19 protein-coding genes are annotated in these 24,329 nt (G+C 54.9%); 6 read left to right on the forward strand and 13 right to left on the reverse strand.

Going from position 1 to position 24,329, the window contains the following annotated elements; all coding sequences use genetic code 11:
* Positions 1-29: 29 nt before the first annotated feature.
* Positions 30-626, reverse strand: a complete 597-nt coding sequence (locus ABD971_RS35035) for a hypothetical protein (RefSeq protein ID WP_345328393.1) — start codon at positions 624-626, stop codon at positions 30-32.
* 400 nt (positions 627-1,026) lie between these two features.
* Between ABD971_RS35035 and ABD971_RS35040 the strand changes: the two genes are divergently transcribed.
* Both ABD971_RS35040 and ABD971_RS35045 read left to right on the forward strand, forming a co-directional pair.
* Complete coding sequence (locus tag ABD971_RS35040; RefSeq protein WP_345328394.1) at positions 1,027-2,847, forward strand: heavy metal translocating P-type ATPase; 1,821 nt, start codon at positions 1,027-1,029, stop codon at positions 2,845-2,847.
* A 105-nt stretch (positions 2,848-2,952) separates the two neighbouring features.
* Positions 2,953-3,855 carry a universal stress protein gene (locus ABD971_RS35045; RefSeq protein ID WP_345328395.1) on the forward strand — a complete coding sequence of 301 codons (903 nt, stop codon included), beginning with the start codon at positions 2,953-2,955 and terminating at the stop codon, positions 3,853-3,855.
* A 68-nt stretch (positions 3,856-3,923) separates the two neighbouring features.
* Here the strand turns inward: ABD971_RS35045 and ABD971_RS35050 are convergent, their stop codons facing one another.
* On the reverse strand, positions 3,924-4,877 hold the full coding sequence (locus ABD971_RS35050; protein ID WP_345328396.1) for a universal stress protein: 954 nt from the start codon (positions 4,875-4,877) through the stop codon (positions 3,924-3,926).
* Positions 4,878-5,286: 409 nt separating this feature from the next.
* On the opposite strand from ABD971_RS35050, the gene ABD971_RS35055 reads away from it, so the two are divergent.
* The 3 genes from ABD971_RS35055 (at position 5,287) to ABD971_RS36175 (ending at position 8,673) form a co-directional block, all read left to right on the forward strand.
* On the forward strand, positions 5,287-6,279 hold the full coding sequence (locus tag ABD971_RS35055) for a potassium channel family protein (RefSeq protein WP_339941679.1): 993 nt from the start codon (positions 5,287-5,289) through the stop codon (positions 6,277-6,279).
* Between the two features lie 43 nt (positions 6,280-6,322).
* The gene (locus ABD971_RS35060; RefSeq protein ID WP_345328397.1) at positions 6,323-8,050 is read left to right on the forward strand and encodes a Na/Pi cotransporter family protein; all 1,728 of its coding nucleotides are present in this window, start codon (positions 6,323-6,325) and stop codon (positions 8,048-8,050) included.
* 362 nt (positions 8,051-8,412) lie between these two features.
* Positions 8,413-8,673 carry a BON domain-containing protein gene (locus tag ABD971_RS36175; protein WP_425571415.1) on the forward strand — a complete coding sequence of 87 codons (261 nt, stop codon included), beginning with the start codon at positions 8,413-8,415 and terminating at the stop codon, positions 8,671-8,673.
* A gap of 23 nt (positions 8,674-8,696) precedes the next feature.
* Here the strand turns inward: ABD971_RS36175 and ABD971_RS35065 are convergent, their stop codons facing one another.
* From ABD971_RS35065 to ABD971_RS35105, 9 genes are all read right to left on the reverse strand, one after another.
* The gene (locus ABD971_RS35065) at positions 8,697-10,775 is read right to left on the reverse strand and encodes an FAD-dependent oxidoreductase (RefSeq protein WP_345328398.1); all 2,079 of its coding nucleotides are present in this window, start codon (positions 10,773-10,775) and stop codon (positions 8,697-8,699) included.
* A 122-nt stretch (positions 10,776-10,897) separates the two neighbouring features.
* Positions 10,898-11,695, reverse strand: a complete 798-nt coding sequence (locus ABD971_RS35070; protein WP_345328399.1) for a 3-keto-disaccharide hydrolase — start codon at positions 11,693-11,695, stop codon at positions 10,898-10,900.
* A gap of 216 nt (positions 11,696-11,911) precedes the next feature.
* The gene (locus ABD971_RS35075) at positions 11,912-13,324 is read right to left on the reverse strand and encodes a DUF1501 domain-containing protein (RefSeq protein ID WP_345328400.1); all 1,413 of its coding nucleotides are present in this window, start codon (positions 13,322-13,324) and stop codon (positions 11,912-11,914) included.
* Positions 13,325-13,382: 58 nt separating this feature from the next.
* On the reverse strand, positions 13,383-16,286 hold the full coding sequence (locus tag ABD971_RS35080) for a DUF1553 domain-containing protein (RefSeq protein WP_345328401.1): 2,904 nt from the start codon (positions 16,284-16,286) through the stop codon (positions 13,383-13,385).
* A 150-nt stretch (positions 16,287-16,436) separates the two neighbouring features.
* Positions 16,437-17,759 carry a Gfo/Idh/MocA family protein gene (locus ABD971_RS35085; RefSeq protein ID WP_345328403.1) on the reverse strand — a complete coding sequence of 441 codons (1,323 nt, stop codon included), beginning with the start codon at positions 17,757-17,759 and terminating at the stop codon, positions 16,437-16,439.
* A gap of 195 nt (positions 17,760-17,954) precedes the next feature.
* Positions 17,955-19,229, reverse strand: coding sequence for a PQQ-like beta-propeller repeat protein (locus tag ABD971_RS35090; protein WP_345328404.1), 1,275 nt, complete (start codon positions 19,227-19,229; stop codon positions 17,955-17,957).
* A gap of 59 nt (positions 19,230-19,288) precedes the next feature.
* Positions 19,289-19,792 carry a hypothetical protein gene (locus tag ABD971_RS35095; protein WP_339941697.1) on the reverse strand — a complete coding sequence of 168 codons (504 nt, stop codon included), beginning with the start codon at positions 19,790-19,792 and terminating at the stop codon, positions 19,289-19,291.
* A gap of 476 nt (positions 19,793-20,268) precedes the next feature.
* Positions 20,269-20,967: a tRNA (adenine(22)-N(1))-methyltransferase gene (locus ABD971_RS35100; RefSeq protein ID WP_345328405.1), complete on the reverse strand. Its 699-nt coding sequence runs from the start codon at positions 20,965-20,967 to the stop codon at positions 20,269-20,271.
* 14 nt (positions 20,968-20,981) lie between these two features.
* Complete coding sequence (locus ABD971_RS35105; RefSeq protein ID WP_345328406.1) at positions 20,982-21,995, reverse strand: TIGR00266 family protein; 1,014 nt, start codon at positions 21,993-21,995, stop codon at positions 20,982-20,984.
* A 220-nt stretch (positions 21,996-22,215) separates the two neighbouring features.
* Here ABD971_RS35105 and ABD971_RS35110 point away from each other — a divergent pair, with 220 nt between their 5' ends.
* Complete coding sequence (locus ABD971_RS35110) at positions 22,216-22,653, forward strand: DUF3859 domain-containing protein (protein WP_345328408.1); 438 nt, start codon at positions 22,216-22,218, stop codon at positions 22,651-22,653.
* A 329-nt stretch (positions 22,654-22,982) separates the two neighbouring features.
* Here ABD971_RS35110 and ABD971_RS35115 read toward each other — a convergent pair whose 3' ends face one another.
* Positions 22,983-24,029 carry a ribonucleotide-diphosphate reductase subunit beta gene (locus tag ABD971_RS35115; RefSeq protein WP_339941704.1) on the reverse strand — a complete coding sequence of 349 codons (1,047 nt, stop codon included), beginning with the start codon at positions 24,027-24,029 and terminating at the stop codon, positions 22,983-22,985.
* A gap of 3 nt (positions 24,030-24,032) precedes the next feature.
* On the reverse strand, positions 24,033-24,314 hold the full coding sequence (locus ABD971_RS35120) for a hypothetical protein (RefSeq protein ID WP_345328409.1): 282 nt from the start codon (positions 24,312-24,314) through the stop codon (positions 24,033-24,035).
* Positions 24,315-24,329: the final 15 nt, after the last annotated feature.

The raw sequence follows: 24,329 nt of genomic DNA on the forward strand, positions 1-24,329 counted from the left end.
TGCGTTGCGAACGGGCTTGCTTGGCCGAATTACTTCGGGGTTCGAGGAAGCGCGACTTCGCGACCTAGCACCTCGTCGAGAAACGAAAGGACGCGTCGTTCATCGATCGTGGTTTTGACAAACCCCAACACGCCGCCGGAAGCGTTCGCCACCGCCCTCGCTCGATCCATGATGTCCGCACGGAGCGTCAGCAACGACTCATCACTCATCCGGGTGATCAAGTCGGTGATGTAATGCTTCCACGTCAAGGCAAGCTTCTTTTTGGGTTTGACGGACAACCAGTGCTCAAGTAAATCCGCCGCCGGCGTTCCTTCGGTGATTCCTTTTTCGTGTGCCGCAGCCAAGATGGGTTGGCGTTCCTCGGGATCCATTTTCCCATCGGCCCAGGCAACAAGGACCAGAGGAACCAACGATAACGCAGCGACCGTTTCGGCATTCGCACCGCCAGCCAAGAGTTCGTCGATCAAATGGGCATCGGAAATCCCCGTTACCTCCGCGAGTTGTTGCCGATTGGTTTCGAGCTCCTTCTTCGCCCGCATGTCTGCAATGAGCCGCTCGTCGACTCGGTGGAAAAATTCATCTTCCAATGCTTGACGACGATCGGTGAATGCGTCTTTCGTCACCATTACTTACTCCTCGGTTGATTGCCCATTAGATTCACGTTGCGATTGCAACGGTTAATTGATTTGCAAACGTTGTGCCACCACGGTAGATGATGCGTCCCGTACCGTTTTCTTGCGGAAAACATCCGCTCCTTAACGAGTGCGAGACATTGATGTGTGACGCTGTGACACACGTGTGCACCGTTGACGCACCGAAAGCGTTTAAATTGTTGCCTCGGGGATTGGAAAAAATGCACAAGCGATGTGAACTTTGCCATTGTCAATCATGCGTCACATGCTTGGCGCAACGTTTGCCTGATCTGCGGTCCAGAAACCGAAGACCTTCCCCCCATCACACCGCCGCTATCCAGTGCCCACCCCAAAAACGCCAGTGACGGAGTCTTCCGTCAGCCGAAAGCAAAGCATGATTGCCGCGCTCGCAGTCGTTGCGATTCTCGTTCATTTGGTATTGCGGTTCGTGATCGTTACCGATCGCTTTGTCACCGAATTGCCGCTGTTGGTTGCCTTGGTCTTTGGCGGTGTTCCGTTGGTTTGGGAGCTTTTGGTCAAGTTGTTCCGGCGTGAATTCGGGTCGGATCTGTTGGCGGGCATTTCGATCGTAACCTCGGTCGTCTTACATGAATATTTGGCGGGCACGTTGGTGGTGCTGATGTTGTCCGGCGGCGAAGCGCTCGAAGCATACGCGGTGCGTAGTGCATCGTCGGTCCTGCACGCGCTGGCCAAACGGATGCCCTCGGTGGCTCATCGCAAACGCGGCTCGATGCTCGAGGACGTCGCGCTGGACGCGGTGCAAATTGGCGATGAATTACTCGTGCTGCCTCATGACATCTGTCCGATCGACGGTACGGTGGTCGAAGGTCACGGAGTGATGGACGAGTCGTATTTGACCGGTGAACCCTACATGATGTCCAAGACGCCTGGATCGCAGGTGTTGTCCGGAGCGATCAATGGGGATTCCGCTTTGACGATTCGTGCAGAGAAGTTGGCGGTCGATTCACGCTACGCCAAGATCATGCAAGTGATGCAGTCGTCCGAACAACACCGACCGCGAATTCGCCGACTGGGCGACCAACTGGGCGCATTCTATACGCCGCTTGCGGTCGCCTTGGGGGTTGCCGCCTGGGTGGTTTCCGGAGACCCGATCCGCTTTCTTGCGGTCATGGTGGTTGCGACGCCTTGTCCGCTGCTGATCGCCATTCCGGTAGCGATCATCGGATCGATCTCGCTGGCGGCACGCCGGGCCATCATCATCCGTGACCCTGCGGTGCTGGAACAAGTTGATGGGTGCAAGACGATCATTTTTGACAAAACGGGAACGCTGACCTACGGCAAGCCGCAGCTGACCGAACAGATTTGTTCGCCAGAGTACGAACCGCAAGAGGTGCTTTCGCTGGTCGCCAGTTTGGAACAATATTCCAAGCACCCGCTGGCCGAAGCGATCGTTGCGGCCGGTCGAAATGCGAATGTGGTTCTCAAAGAATCCAGTCAGATGAGTGAGCGTCCGGGCGAGGGACTGCGCGGGATCGTGGCGGGAAAGGAGATTCGCATCACCAGCCGCCAAAAATACGTCGCTGGGCATCCTGAGGCGAACGATTTATTGCCACAGCAAGTGGGCGGGTTGGAATGCCTGATTTTGATCGACGGCGACTATGCAGCGACGTACCGATTAAGGGATGCACCACGCACCGAGGGGGCGCTGTTTGTCAACCATTTGTCGCGGCGACATCAGATTGAGCGAGTCGTCTTGCTTTCGGGAGATCGTGAATCCGAAGTGCGGTATTTAGCCGAACTTGTCGGGATCTCGGAATCCTATGGTGGGCAAAGTCCCGAAGATAAATTGGAATTTGTGCGGCGGGAAACCGAGCGAGACAAGACGATCTTTGTCGGCGACGGGATCAACGACGCCCCCGCCTTGATGGCCGCGACGATCGGGATTGCCTTCGGCCAAAACAGTGACGTGACAAGCGAAGCCGCTGGAGTGGTGATCATGGACAGTTCGCTGGCCAAGGTGGACGAGTTCATGCACATCAGTCGGCGGATGCGAACGATTGCGTTGCAAAGCGCCGTGGGAGGCATGGCGCTAAGCTTTATCGGAATGCTGATCGCTTCGGCCGGTTACCTGCCGCCAGTCGCCGGCGCGGTGACCCAAGAGGTGATCGACGTCATCGCGGTGCTCAATGCCTTGCGAGTGGCATTGCCGCCCAAAAAGTTGGTCGATTTTTAGCGTTCCAGCAATCGCAAGGAAACGATTCGATTTTTAGGGGTACTGCAAGCGGGAGCGTGGTATCATGCATGCGTACTCCACGAGTCTCTTTTGGGGGAAACTGCGATGAAAGTCTTGCTTGCGTCTGATGGTTCTTCGCTCGCGAAGAACGCTGCGGAATTGTTGCACCATCTCAAATTCCAGCAACCACTGAAGCTTGCGGTATTGACCGTTTCATTGGGCCCCGAGTTGACGATTCACGGTAATCCTCAGAACTTGACCCGCGAGGAAGAAGAAAAGGAGTTCGTCGCCCGGCATCACGCCGATCTCGAAGCGATGTTCAAAGATCAGTGTCCCGACTATTTCTCGAAACTGCATCACACGGGAAATGTGGCTCAGTCGATTTTGGAGGTCTCACGACGCATCGTTGCCGATCTAATCGTGATCGGGGCGGTCGGCCATTCGTTGGTCACCCGCATGTTGTTGGGCAGTATTTCGGATCGGGTCGCGACCCATGCACAATGCTCGGTGTTGGTCGTGCGACCGCCCGATAAAGATCACCGTCCCCATGTCTGTCCCAAGAAAATCACGATTGCCTACGATGGGTCGATCGCGTCACGCGAAGCCATCAACGAAATGATGCAGTTAACTTGGGATCCGGATTGTGAGTTCAGTGTGCTCAGCATAGCGCCAAGTTACGACTACCTGATGAGTGAGGGAGTGGCGGCGGGCGTTCTGGAGGACGAAGCGAAAGCCTTGGAACAAACGAAAGACAAGGCCCAGTACATGGCCAAACAGCTTGCTGAGAAGTTGCCCAACACACATCCGCATGTGATTCGCAGCCAACACGAGGGCGAGGCGATCGTTCGCTTTAGCGAGCATCAGCAAAGCGATCTGGTGATTCTAGGGGACACAGGGCACAGTTTGCTGCACGATCTGTTTCTCGGCAGCACCACGAAATACGTCTTGCGTCATGCACCCTGCAGCGTGTGGATTTCGCGCCACCATCACACAACCGAAGGCGAATGAAGCTGTGATGGTTGGTTTTGGAGAACGCCCGTGGCGCGGCGCCGCTTCGAAACTGCACCATCGGTGGCTTAGGGATGATGATGCGGTAGCGTGACGGGGGACTCGAACCCACTCGGTTTGACAGCCAAGATCGAACAGGGAACCAGCGGCAACAGACGCTCCGCCGTGTTGCCAGTAATCAGCCCTGAAATGCCCGAGCGGCCCAGTGTGCCCATGGCCAGTAAGTCGATGTCATACTGCTCGATGCAGTGCCAGATCGCAAAGTCCGGCGGGCGTGTAGCAAAGTGGATATGGGCTTCGCGAGAGAGTTTGAATTGTTTCAATTGGTCGTTGATTTTTTGCTCGGCCTCGTGACGGTATTCCGCCGCTTTTTCATCCGAAACGGGGGCGGGAAAAACGTGGTCCAGTTCTGGGTACTCAATCGCGTGTAGCACGTGCAGTTCGGCGTCGTGCAGCTCGGCCATCGCTCCGCCCAATTCCATCGCTTCGTCGCCGACAGGCCTTAGATCGTGAGCCACTAAGACCGAGCGAAGCTTTTGCTCGGGCGGCGACTTGGTAACCCACACCGCGCAGGGACATTTCCGCAATAGCTTGACCGTATGACTGCCGGTGGCAAAAGGATGCGTAGGGGAAGCGTCTTTGGCTCCCACGATCACCAAATCGTGCTGTTTCCAAATCACTTGCCGAATGGTTTCCATCCAACTCTTGCCAAACACGACGCGATTGTCCGCGCGGACGCCTTCGTCATTGGCATGTTGGACCAACTTGGCCATCACTTCCTTGGCGTGATCGCGAACGGTTCGCCGGCCATGCCCCTCTTGAACTAATAACTGCGTTTCCGCATCGAGATTCGGAGCCCAAGGAGACAACACATTGAGAAAGGTCAGATGCGCTGCATTGGTCTTGGCCAACCAAATCGCTCGCGTGATCGCCTTCAATGACGACGGGGGAATCGTGTCGACGACATGTCGGTCGCCTTCGGCAAGATCAACGCCCACCAAAATGGATTTAAATCGCTTCATCTCAGATCTCGTGTGTCTTGGTGCAAGCCGCAATGGGGTGGATACAGCGAGAGGCTCTCGATGCGTTTGATTGTCTTGCTTCCTAGCCCCCATTCAAAAAAGAAAATGGCAAATGATGTGCCAAGCCGCAGCGTGCCAATCGGGGTGACCAAGGTATCGATGCCGCTTCGCCCCGAAGCAGCGTTTCGTAAATCGATCGAAACTTTTAGGGTGTGCGTAATTGTCCCATTGCAAAGCGTTGTTGTGGAGGATTGTGTGCTCTGTCGCACGTGACAGTGGGCGTTTTGCGTCCTTGCGACGCTTGGCATGGTGAATGCAATTGTTTTGCCGCCATGCGATGACATCACCCCGGTGTGACGTCAATCATCCACCCTTGTTTTAGAATCGGGCCGAAGCACGAGGAGCAAAGATGCGTCAATTGGCCTGGATCATTGTTGTTCTCGTGGTTCTAACCGGCGTCGGAACCGGATGGTTTTGGCTTGTCGAAGGTTGGCCGCTGGTCGATTCTGCGTTCATGACGGTGATCACGTTGAGCACGGTGGGGTACAACGAAGTTCGACCGTTGTCGGACCGTAGTCGTGTCTTTGTGATGATCTACTTGGTGTGCGGTTTAGGCGTCTTTCTTTTTGCGGTCGTCCAACTCGGTGAGATGATCGTCCGTGCAGAGCTACGAACTTGGTTAAGGAAACGAGGAATGAATTCGACACTTCAATCGGTCAAAAACCATTTTATTGTGTGTGGTTTTGGCCGCATGGGGCGAACGATCTGTCGTCATTTGGCGGATCGTAAACTGCCGTTCGTCGTGATCGACCAAAATGAAAACACGCTTGCCGAATGTGAACAACATGGTTGGCCGTGTGTGCGTGATGACGCAACGAGCGATTGTACGCTGCTGGACGCGGGGATCGACCGTGCTCGCGGTTTGGCGGTGGTTCTAGACAGTGACGCCGACAATCTCTACGTGGTATTGTCGGCCCGTTTGATCGCGCCGGACTTACAAATCATCGCGCGCGCTTCGGACGAAAGCAGTGCTCACAAGATGGAAAAGGCGGGTGCCAATCGCGTGGTCAGTCTGTTCGCCAACGGGGCGGCAACGATGGCTCAACTGTTGATCAATCCGCACGTTGAAGACTTTTTTGAGTTTGTCTCGGGAACGGGAGCGACGTTGGATCTTGCTGAAATTCGCGTCAGTGCTAACTCACCTTGTGTGGGACGCCCGTTGTCGGATACTGATTTCCGCAGTCGCGGCGTGATCGTCGTTGCGATCCGTCGTCCCAATGGCGAGGTGTTGTTGCCGCCGTCGGGAAGCAGCGTGATTGATGCGGACGACGTGCTGATCGCGCTCGGCAAAGTGGCTGCCATTTCCGCCGTGCTTTCGTGCGAATACCTCGACGCATCTTGACGAACCTGCTGCACGCATCCCGCACCACGAAAGGTTACTTTTCATGTCCGCCGTCTCGATCGAAGCTGGAAATCTCATTACGGGACTCGGCGGTGGCTTGGCTCTATTTCTGTTTGGCATGCGTCAGATGACCGAGAGTCTGAAGACGGTCGCCGGCAGCAGCATGAAGACGTTACTGGCACGCTTGACCGCAAACCGATTCACCGCGGCGATGGCGGGCATGATTATCACCGCGGTGATTCAGTCCTCGTCGGTCACCACGGTACTGATCGTCGGCTTTGTCTCGGCGGGTTTGTTGACGTTAAGCCAATCGATCGGAGTGATTATTGGCGCAAATGTAGGCACCACGATCACCGCCCAAATCATCGCCTTCAAGGTGTATCAATACGGTTTGTTGCTGATTGCAATTGGCTTCTTGACCGACGTCGTGGCCCGAAACGAAAAGATCAAACAGTGGGGCATGGTCTTGATGGGGTTGGGGATGATCTTCTTTGGCATGAATCTGATGAGCGAGGCGACCACGCCGCTGCGTCAGTTGCCATTGTTTATCGATGCGATCCAGAATATGCAAAACCCGCTGATGAGCATCGTGATCGGTTTTGTCTTTACCGCCATCGTGCAAAGTTCTTCGGCAACCACGGGGATCGTCATTGTGTTGGCTAGCCAAGGACTGATTTCGCTTGAGTCGGGGATCGGATTGATTTTTGGCGCCAATATCGGAACCTGTGTGACCGCGATCTTGTCGGCATTTGGCCGACCGCGTGAAGCGGTTCAAGCCGCCTGGATCCATGTTCTCTTTAACGTCGGTGGCGTGCTGTTGTGGATGTTTTTTATCCCCGAATTTGCCCAGCTCGTGCGTGTGATTTCGCCGACCGCTAACGACTTGCAGGACGCCGCTAAATTGGCGGCGGATACACCGCGTCAAATCGCCAACGCCCACACTGTTTTCAACGTGGTGAATACATTGTTGTTCATTGGGTTCACCGGTCCGTTGGCCAAATTGGTCGATCGCATGGTGCCCGAACGTGAACAGCCCAAGGGAATCGACGCGATCTATCTCGACGCAATGTTCCTCGAACATCCTGCCTTGGCACTTGACCAAGTGCATCGTGAACTCGTGCGTCTTGGCGAATTAAATCAGAACTTGTTGAAACAATCGCTTGCCGTGGCAACGCAAGGCAATCGTCGAGACATCGTCCGGCTTCGCGAGCGGGTCGCCGATGTGGACCACCTGCACGGCGAAATTATCACGTTCCTGGCCCGGCTTTCACAAAAGAGCATCATGGATCCTCAATCCACTCAGCTGTACCGCTACATCGGTGTCGCCAATTACATGGAGAATGTCGGGGATGTCGTCGAGAACAATGTGCTGACCGACGCGACCAAGCGAATCCAGTCCAATGTGGCTGTCAGCCCCAGGACAATTGAAGTGCTAAGCACGGTGCACAAGCAGGTCTGCTGGGCTTTTGATCGGTTGATCACGGCGCTTCGAGAGCGAGACTTCGACGCAGCCCGCGATGCAGCCGAAAGTAAAACCGAAGTCAACAAAATTGCCGAGAAGGCCGCGTTTCACTTGGCCCAGCGACTGGTGGCGTACGAACCGAATCGGCTCGCTTCCTTTAAAGTGGAAACGGATATCATCGAGAACCTTAAACGAATCAATGCACTGACGCGAAGAATCGCACGCGTGGTTCTGGAAAACGAAGTCGTCTCTCCACCTCTGCACGAGTCATTGTCCGCCACAAACACGACGGCCCCCGTGAATACCTAATCGCATTTCCCGTAACGGGGTATCCAAGCCGATTCGCATCGTTTCTGCGCTGGACAGTACTGTCGAAAGTGATCCATCGCATCGCGATCCGGCTGTTTAAATCGCTTCTCGACAATCGTTCTTGACCGATGGCGGGATCCCGCTAGAGTTGAATAACGAGAAGGTGAACAGCAAAAAAAAACGTATCGACAGGAAGTCGCTTTCCTCGTCAGACGGTGGCACCCCAATCTGACGAGCGTCGCCACGCTAATTCTTCATTGGCTGCCCTAAAGGATCTGGCACGCATCAACAAATGCAATCATCAGATTGCTTTCAATATTAACGTCGTCGGTATCGATCCTATCTCCCTACGGATTCCCGTAATGATTCAAACAACTGCGTCTTCCTCCCGCTCCCCCGAATTGCCCTCCGTGATCTCGTTGGACGTGGCCCTCAAGGCCAACGAGCTCTTTCGCACGTGCCCCTATTCGTCCATCCGAAACGTACAGTGCCGCTTTCACGAAGGCGTCCTGATTCTTAGTGGCGAAGTGCCCTCGTTCCACATGAAGCAAACCGCTCAAGAATTGATTCGACACGTGCTGCATGTTGAACAGATCGATAATCGTCTAAACGTTGTTCGATGACGATTCTGAATTGAGCCTTGGGCTTACTTGGCACTCGCAACCGGCACCAATTGCAGTGCGTCTAAGATGACGAATCCATCGGTACCGGTGTTGATCACGGTGATGACGGTTTCGGCGGTGTTGGTTAGATCCGCGACACCGATCGAGCGGAACAATCCGCCAGCGGGCAGCGTTTGAGTTTGGTCGACGCTGAACTTCGCTTCCGTCGAACCGCTGGTCACAACGACGGGCACGTTGCTAGCGCGAGTTGGGTGGGCCGAATAGGCCATCCGCACCTCGTACTTGCCCGATTCGGGTGCGGTAAAGCGAAATGTCGCTTTTGAACCGCCATCGGCGATCTTGTCATCATGCACGTAGCCGCGGCCGACATGGGGCGAGAAGTTGGTCGAGTGTTTCCAGACACCGCTCAGCTGAGCCGCTTCATCGTCCAACACGATGCCCGCCAGCTTGGACGCATCCACAGTGTCTTGATCAAAAATTCCTTCAGGGATTTCCAGCACCTGTTTTTGTCCCTGCAGCCGCTCGCGTAGTTCGGGATAAGCAAGTTCCTGAACCGCTACCTCTTTGTCGGCCGCCATCGCCGCAGCGATCCCGGCGCTCTGCCCGAGAATCATCCAAGTCGGTTCGACCCGAATCGATGAAATGGCGACATGAGTGCACGAAAGAGCCACCGGTACTAATAGATTCGAACATTCGCTCGGCACTGGCAAAATTGCAGGATAGGGAATGTGGTACGGATAGCCATGGCGTTTTCCCTTCATCCGCACGGGGAAAATCGTGCCTTCGTTGATCACGCCCCCATCACGCAGCGCAACCCGCTGGCAATCATGCGAGTCGATCGGAAACGAGGAAACCACGATCGGATCCTCTTTCTGTTGATCCACCAAAATGTCGTTTTGGCTGACTACATACATGCCCTTCATCCGGCGGCCTTCGCGAACATAAAGCTGCGGCGAGAAGTGTCCGTACTTTGCGAACTCGTCTTTGCACAACCCGAGTCGAGCGTAGTGTTTGCGAGTGGACTCGGGCACGGAAGGATCGGTCGTCAAGAATTTGAAGAACTCAAGCGTGTATTGTTTGTGAGCTTCCCAGATCTGTTGACGCTTCGCCGCGTCGGCTTCGCTCCATCCGTTGCATGCCCCGACAAACCCAAACGAAAATTGGCCGCCGATCGAATTGTTGCCATCCAGTTTTCCGCCAGGCACATCGTACAGGTCAAAACCAACACCGCTGCCGTTGTTCCGCAAGTGGCGGCGAACGGCCTCGAAGCGAGCCGGATCATAATGGTCGGGCTCGGGCATCGGGACGCGATTCTTTGGATCGGCAGTCAAGCACAACCGGAAACTATAAACCATCACATTCGAGTCGCCCTGGTCCACGGGGCCGGCGTCGGTCGTGGTGATCAGCGGCAATGGATTTCCATCGTCGTCCAAGCCCGAAATGTTCATCTGCCGCTTGGTGAATTGTTTCCCCGCTAACGACTCGCCGTATTCGCTTTTGCCCTCGCGTCCGATTGTCCAGCTGACGCCCGCCGCGGCCATCAAATCGCCTTCGTAGGTTCCATCGATAAACACCTTTGCCGAGAAATCACCATCGCTTGTTCGCAAACTTTGGATGCGACTGCCGGACTTGATCACCGATTCGAGTACTCGCTCGGTCAGCACGGTCACCTCGGCCTCGTCGAGCATTTGCTGGGTCACCCGCGCGGCAACGTGTGGCTCGTAAGACCACTTGCTTTGATCCTTGACGCTGACGTCGTAAGGCAAGGTGACGCCGCGGGATTGATAGTCTTGTTCGATGCGGCGATGCCATTCATCGAACAGCCCCATCACGGTGCTGCGAACGGTTTGATTGGAATCACTAAAGCAGAGACCGCCGGTGTTGACGCCGCCCACGTGATCAGTGGGCTCAAGCATGATCACCGAGGCGCCTTCACGTGCTGCAGCAATCGCCGCACAAAAACCGCCTGGCGTCGAGCCATAAACGATCACATCGGCTTCGGTCGCCGCATGGGACGGAGAGGTGATGCCCATCAGGAGTGCGACAACCAGCAGCACTCCAGCGCTGAGGGTGGGACGTAGCGTCTTGGTAATGAAAAACATGGTGGGGAATGATCTTGAGGTGGGGCGAGGGGGGGGAGCGAAAGGCAGGAATGTTGCGTCTGCAGGACGCTGATAGCCGAACTCGCGACGAGTTCGGCTATTGCAACATGTATTACCGCTCGTTACTGCGTCAGCTCTTTGACGCGGATGTCACGCCACAGCACGGTGCCGCTGTTGCCTTTGTGAATCTGCAGTCCAAAGAAGCCTTCGGGATAAGTGCCGTCATCAACCCAGTGGGCTGCGGGGACACCGTTGAGCCATGTTTTGACGACGTTGCCCTTGGCCATGATCGTCAAGCGATTCCAGTCGGTTTTCTTTAGTGCCGCACGGACCGCTTGATGCTCTTTCAACCACAGCGGGTAGAAGTAACCACCGCAGCTTTGCCCATAGATGCCGCCGGACCAACGGCGGTCGCCGGTAATCCCTTCCATTTCCGCTTGCGGTCCAAACACGGTTTCCGACTTGACGCCCTTTTTCGATTCGGACGTCTTCGACTGAGCGCGAAACATCACACCCGAGTTGCCGTTGACTTCCCATTTCATCTCACATGTAAAGATGAAATCACGATAGTCATCTTTGTTGGTGGACAAGTAGGTGCTAGGCGATCCAGGGACGCAGGTTCCCTTCAGCACTCCGTCTTTCGCTTCGAACTTACAGGTGCCGCCCTTGGGGGACCAACCGGTCAAATCTTTTCCGTTAAAGAGTGGCGTGAACCCTTCGGACAAGTCGGGTTCCGCGTCGGTGTTCAATAACATCTCATCAGCGGGCGGAATGTTTTGTTGGTTTTTGTACTTTTCGTACCAATCCTTTTGCTGCGGATCGACTTCGCCGGCCGCGGCCACGCTGCAGTGGATGACCATGCCGCACACGAGACTAAACATGATCGACGGTTTGCTAACCGTGATGGATTGAAACAACATTTTGATTCCTGTTTTGGATACAAGGTTTTTAGATGCAAGGTTAAGCTTTGATTGTTGATTGCAAGATCCTAACACGGGCAAACGCCATTTTCGCCCCCTCGGTTGTTGCAACCGTGTCGGCAACGCAAAAAACGAGCTGGATTATTGTCTCTAGACCCATTCGACGAAATTAAACGGCGTAGCTACCGTCGCCAGACGATGGACAAGACCAAGTCGCTACGCCAAAACCTCGCGTACCACGTCCCCATGGACGTTCGTTAAACGCCGCTGGATGCCGTTGTGATAGAACGTTAGTTTTTCGTGATCGATGCCAAACAAGTGCAGTACCGTTGCATGGAAATCGTGCCATGGGATGGGACGCTCAACCGCCTTCCAGCCAAGTTCGTCGGTACTGCCGACCGCGATCCCTGGCTTCAATCCCGCTCCGGCCATCCAACAACTAAATCCGTAACGATTGTGGTCGCGTCCGGGGCCGACCTGATTCGCTGCAGACTGAGCGAACGGAGTGCGACCAAATTCGGTAGTGAACAATACCAGTGTATCGTCCAACATGCCACGCTGTTTCAAATCACGCAGTAGGGCAGCGATCGGTTTGTCGATACGTCCCGCTTCGACCGTGTGGTTTTCTTTGACATTTTCATGAGCATCCCAGCTGGCGCGGGGACTTCCCGCAATCGGGCCTCCGGAAAACAACTGCACAAAACGCACGCCCTGTTCCAATAACCGACGTCCCAGCAAACAACGTCTGCCCATATCGGCGGTCTGTTTCTCGTGGATACCGTACGCCTGTTGCGTGGTCAGCGATTCATCCGAAAAGCGACTGACGGCGGGAATCGACGTTTGCATCTTGGCCGCTAATTCGTATGCCTTTACCCTCGCCATCAACGCCGCATCCTGCGGGTTGCGATCGGCGTGAGCGCGGTTGACGGCGTCGATAAAATCGCGGGTTGCGGTGTCTGCCGTGCTTAAATCCTGTGCCGGGAATAAATCTCGAACCGGTTGATCGCCACCTCGAAGCACCACGCCTTGATGGTTTGAAGGCAAGAACGAACTACTCCACGTTGATGCACCCGTGTTCGGCGCCCCGCGTTCATCATTCAACACGACGTAGGCGGGCAGCGTTTCATTCTCCATTCCCATCCCATAGGAAATCCAGCTTCCCATTGAGGGGAAACCGTTGAACTCAAAACCACTATTGGCCAAGAACAGTGCCGGAGTATGATTCGCCGACTTCGATTCCATCGAACGCAAAATCGTCAGGTCGTCGGCTAACTCGGCGATGTGGGGAAACATCTCAGAGATAAGCAGTCCACTTTCTCCGCGAGGTTTGAATTCCCAATCTTGTCTGCGCAACAAACCCATTTGACCAAAGAACAAATCTACCTGCTCGTCGGTCTGCAGCGATTTTCCGTGCATCTTTGTGAGCGCGGGCTTCGGATCAAACGAGTCAACGTGACTGAGTCCACCGACAAGACAGATGTGGATCGCCCGTTTTGCTTTTGGCTGCACCGACACTTCCGATGCCGACGCGCAGGGTGTCTCGCGATGGAGTAGCGATGCCAACGCGGTGGCCCCAAGACCGCTAACACCCCAATTGAAAAAGTCGCGACGGGTTGTAGTCGAGTTCATCTAATCAATCTCAAACGCGGTATCGCACAACTTCTATTTGACATCGCAGGAGCTTTTCTTAATTCATGACAAATTCGTTGACATTAAAAAGGCCTCGGCACAATGCCGCCAAACCGTGATTGCGAACAAGTTGTTCGGAAAGAGCTCGCTCCTCTTCGCTGGGGTCACGCGTGATCGCCAATTGCCATGCTCGCGTCACTTGCCCACGAATGTCATTCTGGAATTCGGATCGAACTCGTTCCGCCATTGCATCGGCCATCTGTAGAACAAACGAGTTGTTTAAGAGACTTAGTGCCTGAAGCGGCGTTGTTGTCACGGCACGACGGGGTGCGGTGGAGGCGGAATCGGGACAATCAAATGTATCCAGCAACGCACTTCGTCCACCGCGCGGATTGAAACGGTAAACCGTTCGCCGCCAAAATGCTTCGTTGTTGGCATCGAGCGGTTCGTAATAGGTCGTGCCGTTGTTTTCCGTCACTGAGACGTCGATGAAACTAGGTCCGCCTGCGGCGGTGTCCAATTTCCCGCTGACCGCCAACATGGAATCTCGGATCACTTCCGCCTCGAGCCGACGTGTCGTCCCTCTCCACAACAATCGGTTATTCGCGTCGATCGCCTGCCCTTTGGCGTGTTGTTCCGGTGCAAGACCGTGCGAAGCTTGCCGATACGTTTGCGAGGTCACAATCACGCGATGTAATGATTTCATCCGATAGTTATCGGCGCGAAATTGCCAAGCAAGATACTCAAGCAGTTCGGGATGCGTCGGACGGCCGCCGTTGAATCCGAGATCATTGGGAGTATCGACGATGCCAACGCCAAAATGATAGTGCCAAATGCGGTTGACCATCACGCGAGCCAGTAGCGGGTTGGCATCGCTGGTGACCCAGTCGGCGAGTTTGCGGCGACGCTCGGCTTCGGGTGCATCCACAGCCAAATCGAAATCGCCTGAAAGCCCCGACACTGCCTGCAATCCAGCGGGCGCCACTTCTTCACCGGCATTGGCGGGATCACCACGCACTAACACATGTGTGGTTACGCCAGGCCCCGGCGTTAGCGTATAGATGTTGGCCTGACTCTCGGCAGTCTGCTTCTCGATTGCCGCTCGCGTATTTGAAATGGCGTTCTGCAATGACGCACGATGGTTGCGTTCGGCCGGACTTAGTGATGCCACGATCTGTTGTTCGGTGACGTGATCGGCCAATGTTTTCGAAGATCTCTGGATTTCCTCGGCCGACAACGCGCGGTCGTAGAACGCGGCGCGATGCAATTTGGCACGCAAGAATCGATTTCCGCCGGCCGGCTTATGCCTGAGCCCGAACAAAATCTGAGCTTGCCCCGCCTCGTAGGTTTGCAAAGGCGATTTTCGAATCGACGTTCCGTAAGCAACCCCGTCACGATAAGCGACGATCGTTCCGTCCGTTTGATAGACCATCGCAATGTGCACAGGACGCGTGACCGCGTCGACTTCTTGGCTTGCCGCAAAGGATTCCGTGCGTGCAAAACCGTTACTGCCCGCCATCCATTGTTTCGGATCTTTCTCGCCAAAAACTATCGCGTCAAAAACGCTGCCATCCGGTCTCTGCAACGAGATCGCCGCGCCGCCGGATTGGTCCAACGTGTCAAGTTGAACCCAGGCTTCGAGTGTTTTTTCGTTGATCGTCGTCGCAATGGCTGGCGTCTGAACAAAACTTTGGCCATCCAGAATCAACATGCCGGATTCGACCTTGGCGTTTCCAACCGGTGTGCCATGCAAATTGCCAGTGCTGTCCGAAAAATCATCGTCAAATTCCCACCGTGCAAACGCTGGTAAAGGCTTGGTGAGTGCGGTTTTCCCTCCGCTGCGGTCGGCAAGGATCGCGCGACGTGCCGTTTGATCGATCGCGGATAATTCATGCTGTAGCGAGGAGAGTTTGGATGTCAGTTTGTCCAATCGGTCTCGATCCTCGGACGATTGTTCGACTCGTTCACCAAAGCCGAGCCCCGAGACCGACGACGCCATTTGGTAATACTCTTCCTGCGAAATCGGATCAAATTTGTGATCATGGCATCGCGCACAATGAACGGTCAGTCCAAGAAAGCTCTGGCTCAGCGTGCCCAGCACCTCTTCGATCTCGTCTTGGCGAGCCAATTCACGCATCCGCGGGCTACCGCCGATGACGGTGTTGTGAACTCCAGCAACCCAAAATCCAGTCGCTGCGGCTCCCGTGATCCCGCCAGTGATTTGATCTCCGATCAATTGCTGACGCACAAATTCGTCGTAGGGCATGTCGGCGTTGAGCGACTCGATCACCCAATCGCGATAGTGCCAGGCATTTTTGCGGGCCGCGTTTCGTTCGAAGCCATCGCTTTCACCGAACCGTACCACGTCCAACCAATGTCGCCCCCAGCGCTGGCCATAGTGCTTGGATGCCAGTAGATCGGCGACGACGTTTTCGTAGGCAGCATCGGATGGATTCGAAACAAACGTAGCGACTTGTTCCGGTGTCGGCGGAAGTCCAATGAGATCAAAATAGACGCGCCGAATCAGCGTGCGAGGATCGGCTTCGGATGCAGGCGTCAGATTCGCATCCTGCAAACGGTGCAAGACAAAAGCATCCATCGGGTTTCGAGACCACCGGTCATTGGAAACCGCAGGGACCGTCGGTTCGGAAAGCGGTTGCAGCGACCACCAATCGCGTCCCGCGCGAGTGGACGTCGACGTCGCATACGGATCGATTGGGCTGGTGCCCCACGCGGCTCCTTCGTCGATCCATTGTTTTAGCGTGCGTTTGTCTTCTAAGCCGAGCGGATGTTTGGGCGGCATCTCGTCGGCGTCAACTCGCTGCCACAAGACGCTGTTGCTCGAATCGTGCGGGAGGATCGCGAATCCGCTGTCGGATTCCGACATCGCCATGTCTGCATCGATAAGCGACAAGCCTCCTTCGGCGTCATCGCCCGCATGACACTCGAGGCAATGGGACACGAAAATCGGTGCAACATCGCGGTCGAAATCGATTTTGTGTTCACGGTCGTTTTGCTGGGCCCAACAAAACGTCGAACCCGTACCGAAAAGTGGGAAAACGAAAAGCAGCAACGCGGATCGCAGAACGATTGGGAATATCGAAAATCGCATTTAACCGATTTCAGGATAGGTCCACGGAGCTCGGTATTTTCGTTTCAAAAGTCCGTTGGCTTCGTCATCGCCAATGATGCGTTCCGCATCGCCGTCCCACCGCACGCTGCGTCCGAGTTTTAACGACAACATCCCCAGCAGACTCAGCGTGGTGGCTTGATGACCGATTTCGATATCCGCAGTCGGTCGACGCCCCGATTCGATCGATTGCAAAAAGTCGGCCCATAACAATTTCAAATTGTGCCCATCGGGTTCTTGCAGTTGATGGTCTTCATGCACCACCGGCTTGCGAGCATCGTCGGGATAGAAGGTCCACCCGTCCCGCCAACCCATGTGGAACGTTCCCTTGCTGCCGTAGAAATTGCATCCCACAGTCGATTTCTCTGGACCGGGTCCACCAAATTGACGGTGTTCCCAAATCGCGGTGAAGTCGTCGAATTGATAGGTCGCGATTTGCGAATCGGGAGCGTCCGTGGTTTGCACATCCTCATTCAAAACAGCTTCGCCGCGAACCGGACGGCCGCCGGTGGAATGGACGCTTTTGGGGGATTGTTGATCACACCACCACAACATTTGATCCAACCAGTGCACGCCCCAATCGCCGAGTGTGCCGTTGGCGAAATCGAGGTATTGGCGAAAGCCACCGGGATGAATCTTGCGGTTGTAGGGCCGCAGTGGGGCCGGACCACAATACATTTCCCAATCAAGTGTCTCCGGCGGAGCACTGTTTTTGGTCGGTGTTTCTGCGCCGCCGCGACTGTGGACAAACATCCGCACCAGACCGATGTCGCCGGCTCCGCCGTCTTTCAAAAATTTCATTCCCGAAACATGGTGCGGTCCAATCCGGCGGTGCAGTCCCACTTGGACAATACGATCGGCCGCGCGTGACGCCTTCAAGATCGCTTGGCTTTCTCCGATCGTATGCCCGGTCGGTTTTTCGATAAAGATATGAGCTCCTGCTTCGATCGCCGCCAATGTATTCAGAGCATGCCAATGATCCGGAGTCGCGATGATCGCAATCTCGATTTCTTCCTTTTCGAAAAGCTCGCGAAAGTCCGAATACAGCTTCGGTTCTTCGCCCGAAAGATCGTTGACCTCTTCGGCCGCGATTTCCAATTTGTCTTGATCGACATCGCAGAGGGCGACAACTTTGGTTTGCCCCGACGCCATCGCCTCTCGCAAAATGTTCATGCCCCACCAACCCGATCCGATCAGTGCGGTGCGATACTTTTTGTCCTTCGATGCCGCATGGATTTTGGGGGCGGCTGCCAGTGTCGAGGCGGCAACGCTGGAAGCAATAAAGGCACGTCGATCAAGAGACATCGAGTGGTGATCCTTGGGATGGGGAAAGGAAGGGCGAGGCTTCTAAGCAGGTTATTCGGTGAGCCGACGGCGCTAGCGGACTGTTGATTTAGTGAGCCGCTCGCGCGTAAGCGGCCGGGTTCCACGCATTACCCGGTGCCTTACGGCCCGCGGCTCAGGTCATTGTATGGAACGACTCCTATCGAGTTCCCTATCTTAATCGCGGAGATCGACGCAAGCGACCTGGCCCTGGATCGATCGGCAAAAAACGCGGCCTGATGACAACACGGGGACTGTCCAGCATTTGCCGTCGAGCACTTTGGCTCGCGAAATCTCGCTGAATCCTGCCGGCGTTGCTGCGGCGAAGACCAATTCGCCTGGTTCGGTCAACAGAATCAATTTGCCGTTGGCCAAGCTCAGTCCGCCAGGCTTCAACTCGTCTTCAGACCACACGACCTCGCCGGTTTCCCAGTTCAAACAGGTCAGCCGGGCACCGGCTTCCATGTCGCCATCGATGCCGTACAAGTGGCCTTGGTACAGTAGCGAGCCATGCAGTTGGTTCAACATGTTCTTGTTCTTCCAAATCAACTCGGGTTCGCCGTCGGTCAATTGGAATAACGCTGCGCCTCGATTGTATCCCGAGCAAAGGAACATCTTGCCATCGTGAATGATCGGTTCGGCAGCGTTGCAACCAAAACTGGTTAACCAGCGAAGCGTCCACTGGGGGTCACCCGTTTTTAAATCGACACCGGCAAAGGCACGACCCGATGGGAACACGAAGGTGTCGGAGTTTGGGATCTGAACCGGAGACGCGTAGCCGCACTCGCGGTCCGCCGAAGTCCAGATCAAAGTGCCGTCATGTTTGTTGACGACCGCTCCTGATTCACCCAGGGTGAGTACGAGTTTGTCACCCACAACAAGCGGCGCGGCGGCAAATCCCCAACCGGGAAGTCGAACCTCTGCGACGTCCGCAATCTGTTTCTTCCAGCGGACTTCGCCTGATTTGTTGTCAAAACAGAACAGTTCACCGGCGCGGCTGAGAACATACACACGGTCACCGTCGATGGTCGGCGTGGTGGTAGGCCCGCCTTCAAAATCGCGAGCATCCAGGGACGCGGGGTAGGCATGTTTCCAAATCGCATGACCGTCCGTAACGTCGATGCAATAGACCACGTCATGTTCGTCGACATGGCCAAGCGTGTAGGCTCGATCGTTTTGGACCACTACCGACGAAAACCCCGTTCCGACGTCGATCGTCCATGCAATCGGCATCTTGCCGGTCGGCCATTCGGCTTGCCAATCGGTTTCGCTCGAAATGCCGTTTAGCTCCGGGCCTCGCCATCGATACCAGTCCTCGGCATCCAAAGTGGCCGGGGCAAAACATGCGATCATGCAGACCCCCAGGAGCAACATCGCAGGGGGCAACATCGTAGGTGACAGCATTTTAGAAGCAACGCAGGTGGGCAGTGTTGCGGAGGTAGGAGAATTCATGCTGCAAGTATAACACGCGTACGACGCAATTGAATCGCAGTCGTCGCAGTGAACTTGATTCAGCGTGAGAGCAATTCGCTGGGCGATAGCAGGGCTTGCTGCTCTGCGGGGAGATCTGCTTCAGCGGTCACCGAGGAATGATGGCCGCGAGCCGGTCGGCCGGCTCGTTTCCAAAGTTCCAAATGTTTGTCCTTGGCCTCACGCAAATCGTCTTCGGTTTCGGAGGCGTACTGTTGAGCTTCCGCGATCATTTTCGAGACCGTGCCAAAACGAGGGTCGGCACGCACGGCACTCGATTGCGCCATGCTGTCAAGTTGTTGCTGAGTAACGGCAAGCTGTTGTTCAAGTTCGGCGACGCGTGAATGAGCTGATTCGACTTCATCCAGAGTTTCTTCATCAAACTCGACCCCCGCAAACGAACGAATCCCGGCGTCACTTAGAATTTCACGAATGGTCGCCGGGGCGAATAGCAGTGCCAGCATCGCCAAGACAATGATCAGCTCGCGAATCGCGGCGAATCCATCACGGATTGAGGCGTATTTGTTGGGGATGGATTCCGACATGATGCAATAGAACATCCAAAAGAATGGAAGCGTTTTGCATCTTTTCGCCTATTTGAGCCCGCGGCGTCCAGAGCGATTTGGAGGGTCGGAACGGGGAGAGAGCTTTGCTAAAGCGTTTTTTTGGGGGGGCGAATATTGGAGGAAGTTTTTAACCGGTTTCCACTGCAGTTACCTCTCCACCGACGAAGTTGGGGGAGAGGTCGAGCACGCCCTTTAGGCGTTGCTCGGGTGAGGGGGCGACCGCGCTATGAACCGAGCAATTCCGTTGCAAACGGCGTTATCGTCGGCGAGCGATTGCTCGGTCAGCCCCCTCACCCGAACGTCGCTGAAGGCTCCGTTCGACCTCTCCCCCAACGAAGTTGGGGGAGAGGTGGCAGAAAACCAAGGCAACCCAGAATCACGAGGACATCAAAGTTTTAGCTGTCCGGGCTAATGTCGTCAGCTCACAAGAATAGGCAGAGATTGAGCCTTAAGCCTTAGCGAGCCGCATGCACTGCCAGCACTTTTTGGATCTGATGCAATCGGTGTTCGTAGTCGCCACGCAATTGCGTTAACCCTTGCAAGTACGCTTGCTCTTCGTAAAGTCGTGCCGCGAACTTGGGTTCCCACCGCTTTAGAATCAACGGCCCAAACAACAATGCGGCTTCGAAATCGACATCAGCGTAGGCGGGATCCTTTGGCGTCGAAGCATCGAACTCGGACACGTCCGCTCGTTGCAACGAAATGACGGCATAGGGCCAGTGCCCCCACGCGATCTGTTCTTCGTTTAAATGAAAACCGTTCCGCAATCCCCAGTCGCGAACGAGTTCATGTTGGCGATTGGGCTGCAGCACAACGTGATCAGGAACGCGATCAGGGAACGCGTCGAGGATCTTGACGATACTCTCAGCGCCCATGCCACAGATACTCAGACTGCTCAATTCGCCCGGCTGGATCACCGCCAATCCATCCCCGAATCGGACTTCGGCGCACAACCCCTTTAGTGCACAGCACGAATTGTCGTACGGCTGCGTTTTATTCTCGACCGCGATCCCTTTTGCAATCCGCTTGCTTCGCAACAGCGACACCAGCAACCCACCGTGATCTGAACCGATGTCTCCATGGACGACGGACGAATCATCGTGCGGGTTGATCAAAGCAGCGACGGTTCGCAAACGAATATCTAGTTTTGGCATAGCAACGCGGACACTCAGTCTCCGTCCAACAGATTGCCGAGCGAGCCGAGGATAGAACCTTCGCCTTTCCCGGACGGACCTGCATTGGCGACAATGCGTTCGGACAATCGTCGCATTGGCAAACTTTGCAACCAAACTCGCCCGTGCCCTCGCAGCGTGGCAAGGAACAAGCCTTCACCGCCGAGGAACATGCTTTTCAGGTTCCCGGCACGTTCAATGTTGTATTCCATGTGCGGTTCAAACGCGACCAAACATCCGGTATCTACACGCAGCGTCTCGCCGTGCAGTTCCCGTTCGATGATCGTGCCGCCGGCATGGATAAATGCCAACCCATCACCGACCAATTTTTGCATGATGAAACCTTCACCGCCAAACAAACCGGTTCCAATCTTTTTGTTAAAGGCGATGGTGACTTGGGTGCCAAACGCGGCGCATAAAAATGCATCCTTTTGACAGATCAAATCGTTGCCAGGAATGGACGCGAGATCGATAGGAATAATTTTGCCGGGATAGGGCGCCGCAAACGCAACGTGACTCTTGCCCGCACCAGTGTGGGTAAAGTGGGTCATGAACAGCGATTCGCCAGTCATGGCTCGTTTGCCCACGCTCATCATTTTGCCAAAGAAACCGGTATCCGGTGCCGAACCATCACCCATCTTGGCCTCGAACTGGATGCCTTCTTCCATGTACGTCATCGCGCCAGCTTCGGCGATCACGGTTTCACCTGGATCCAATTCGACGATCACCATTTGCATGTCGTTGCCGACGATCTCGTAGTCCACTTCATGGCTACGACGATTGCCGCCACCGCCGCCGCCACCGCCGCCGTAACCCGGTTGCGTCATGTTCCGTGGGGCTGCAGCAACCGGAAATGCACTCGCTGGCGCATCCTCGACGACATCGATCGGCTCAGCCAACGCAGGAACTTGCAGGACCGCCGCACACGAGGGGCATTTGACTCGTTTTCCGGCGTAGGTTTCAGGAATCGCCAATTGCTTTCCGCATTGGCAGTGGAGATTGAGGGTCATGAGAGTACTCTGGCAAAATCGACAAGGAATGTTTTGCGGCTTGTTTTTCGACCAACGGGCATGGTAGGAAACCATCCGGCTGCGCGGCAATCCGATAAACGAAAACAGCCTGCTATTTATAGCGTAAGAAATCATCTCAGGGGGCGCCACTCGGCAGATCACCGGGTATGATCCGAACCCAAATACTGACGTCGACACGCTCTCCCTCTCCCACCCTTCTATGGCGAAACGAAAACCTGAGATCCGGATGCGTACGTTTGGTATCTACACCCAGTGGGATGCCGACTCAAAAGAGCTTCCACGGTTCTGCAAATCAACCACCTCCGTGCGAGCCGAGGTGGGCGTCGAATTTGGCTTTGTCGTCAACATCAAAAACGCCAAGAACCAATCGCTGCGTTATTGCATCGATCATCCAGGAATCCTGGATGCCGAGGGCAAGAAAAGGCCCCCGTTTGACGGGATCGTGTACGTCAAGCAAAACGATTGGAATTTTTACCTCGGCGATACGGTCTGGGAACCGATCGAGGACAAGCTAGGGTTGTGGCAGTTGACGATCGAGATGGACGAAAAGGTTGTCGCGGAAAAAACGTTTGAACTCTACCGCGACGATGAGGGTCCCGCGGAATATACCCTCGCTCCACCAAACGAACGGCCGTAATCCAGCGGTGCCGATGCGGACATGCGAGAGAACATAGGCGGAAATTCGGTACCGGTGGCTAGCGCTGAGCCGCTAAAACTCTGGTATTGATGTCGGATATTGGGGTGAGTTTTTCTTCCAGCCTATAACGCAGTCACCTCTCCCCCAACGAAGTTGGAGAGGTGGCAGAAAAGCTGCGCAACCAAAAATCAAGACAATACCAACGTTTTAGCAGTCCAGGCTTACGCCACCGGCATGGGGCGTGTCGGCCTCCGGCCTAAGACTGCAAATTGCGCAACTTATTAATCGCACGTCCCCGCGGCGTTGCCAAGCGTCATGACGTAAGCGGGTCAATCCCAGCTGAGACTGCCGGCGGATTGGTACTCGGTCACGCGAGTTTCGAAAAAGTTTTTCTCTTTCGCCAAGTCCATCGTCTCGCTCATCCAGGGAAATGGATTGGACGATCCATACTGCATTGGCAACCCGATTCGCTCGAGTCGCCGGTCGGCAATGTATTGAACGTAGTCGCGGAACAGGTCGTGATTAAGTCCCAAAATCCCGGTCGGCAAACAATCGCGTGCATAATCGAGCTCCAATTCGACCGCTTGCTTGACGCGGTCGATCATCGCGTTTTGAAATGCTTCGGTCCACAAATGAGGATTCTCGGCCTTGATGCCGTTGATCAAATCAATCCCAAAATTCAGGTGAATCGTTTCGTCTCGCAAGATGTATTGGAACTGCTCTCCGATTCCAGTCATCAGATTGCGGCGATGAAACGACAACATCATCACAAAGCCGGTGTAAAAGAACACCCCTTCCATGATCAAATAATAGCCGATCAAGTTTTTCAGGAACGCTTGAGCTCCATCGTCCGTGGACGTGGTGAAGTGCGGATCGAGCACTTCGGCGGTCAACTCGGTTTCAAACGCATCCTTGCGAGCGATCGAGGGGACTTCGTGATACATGTTAAACACTTCGCCTTCGTCCAGCCCTAGACTATCGACGACGTACAAGAACGTGTGCGAATGCACGGCTTCTTCGAACGCTTGTCGCAACAGGTATTGACGACATTCCGCATTGGTAACGTGTTTAAAAATCGCGAGTACGAGGTTGTTGCCAACCAGGCTTTCGGCGGTCGAAAAGAATCCGAGGTTTCGCATGATCACGCGGCGTTCGGCATCACTCAATCGGTCGCTACGCCATGTTTCGATGTCCTTGGTCATCGGCACTTCGGTCGGCATCCAGTGGTTGGCGCATCCGTTTTGGTAGTGTTCCCACGCCCAATTGTATTTCAGTGGCATCAATTGGTTGACGTCCACCTGGCTGCAGTTGATCAAACGTTTTTCGTTAGCGGCAAAACGATCGGCTTGAAGTTTGGTGTTCTGGGGTGCGTTCATGGCCTACATCCTCGGGTCGGTAGGAATGGGAATGGTGGATCGAGTGCGAAGCCAAGCGGCTAAGCCAAGACGGGTGTTACAAGTGATCGGACCTTCGATCACTTCATCGTGTTTGTTAAAGTGCGTTGCTTGGAATGGCCCGTTCCGCTGCGGCAAATCGAATCCGCCTAGATCCGTCAGCGTAAAGAGGTCGCCATTGTTCTCGACCCGAACAAACGCACGTGCGATGCCCGGGGTGTGAACGACACGAAAACCACGTTCAAGCCAATTGACGTAAAACAGCATTGCGTCGAATTCGTT

Source organism: Novipirellula rosea (assembly GCF_039541335.1).
GTDB lineage: Bacteria > Planctomycetota > Planctomycetia > Pirellulales > Pirellulaceae > Novipirellula > Novipirellula rosea.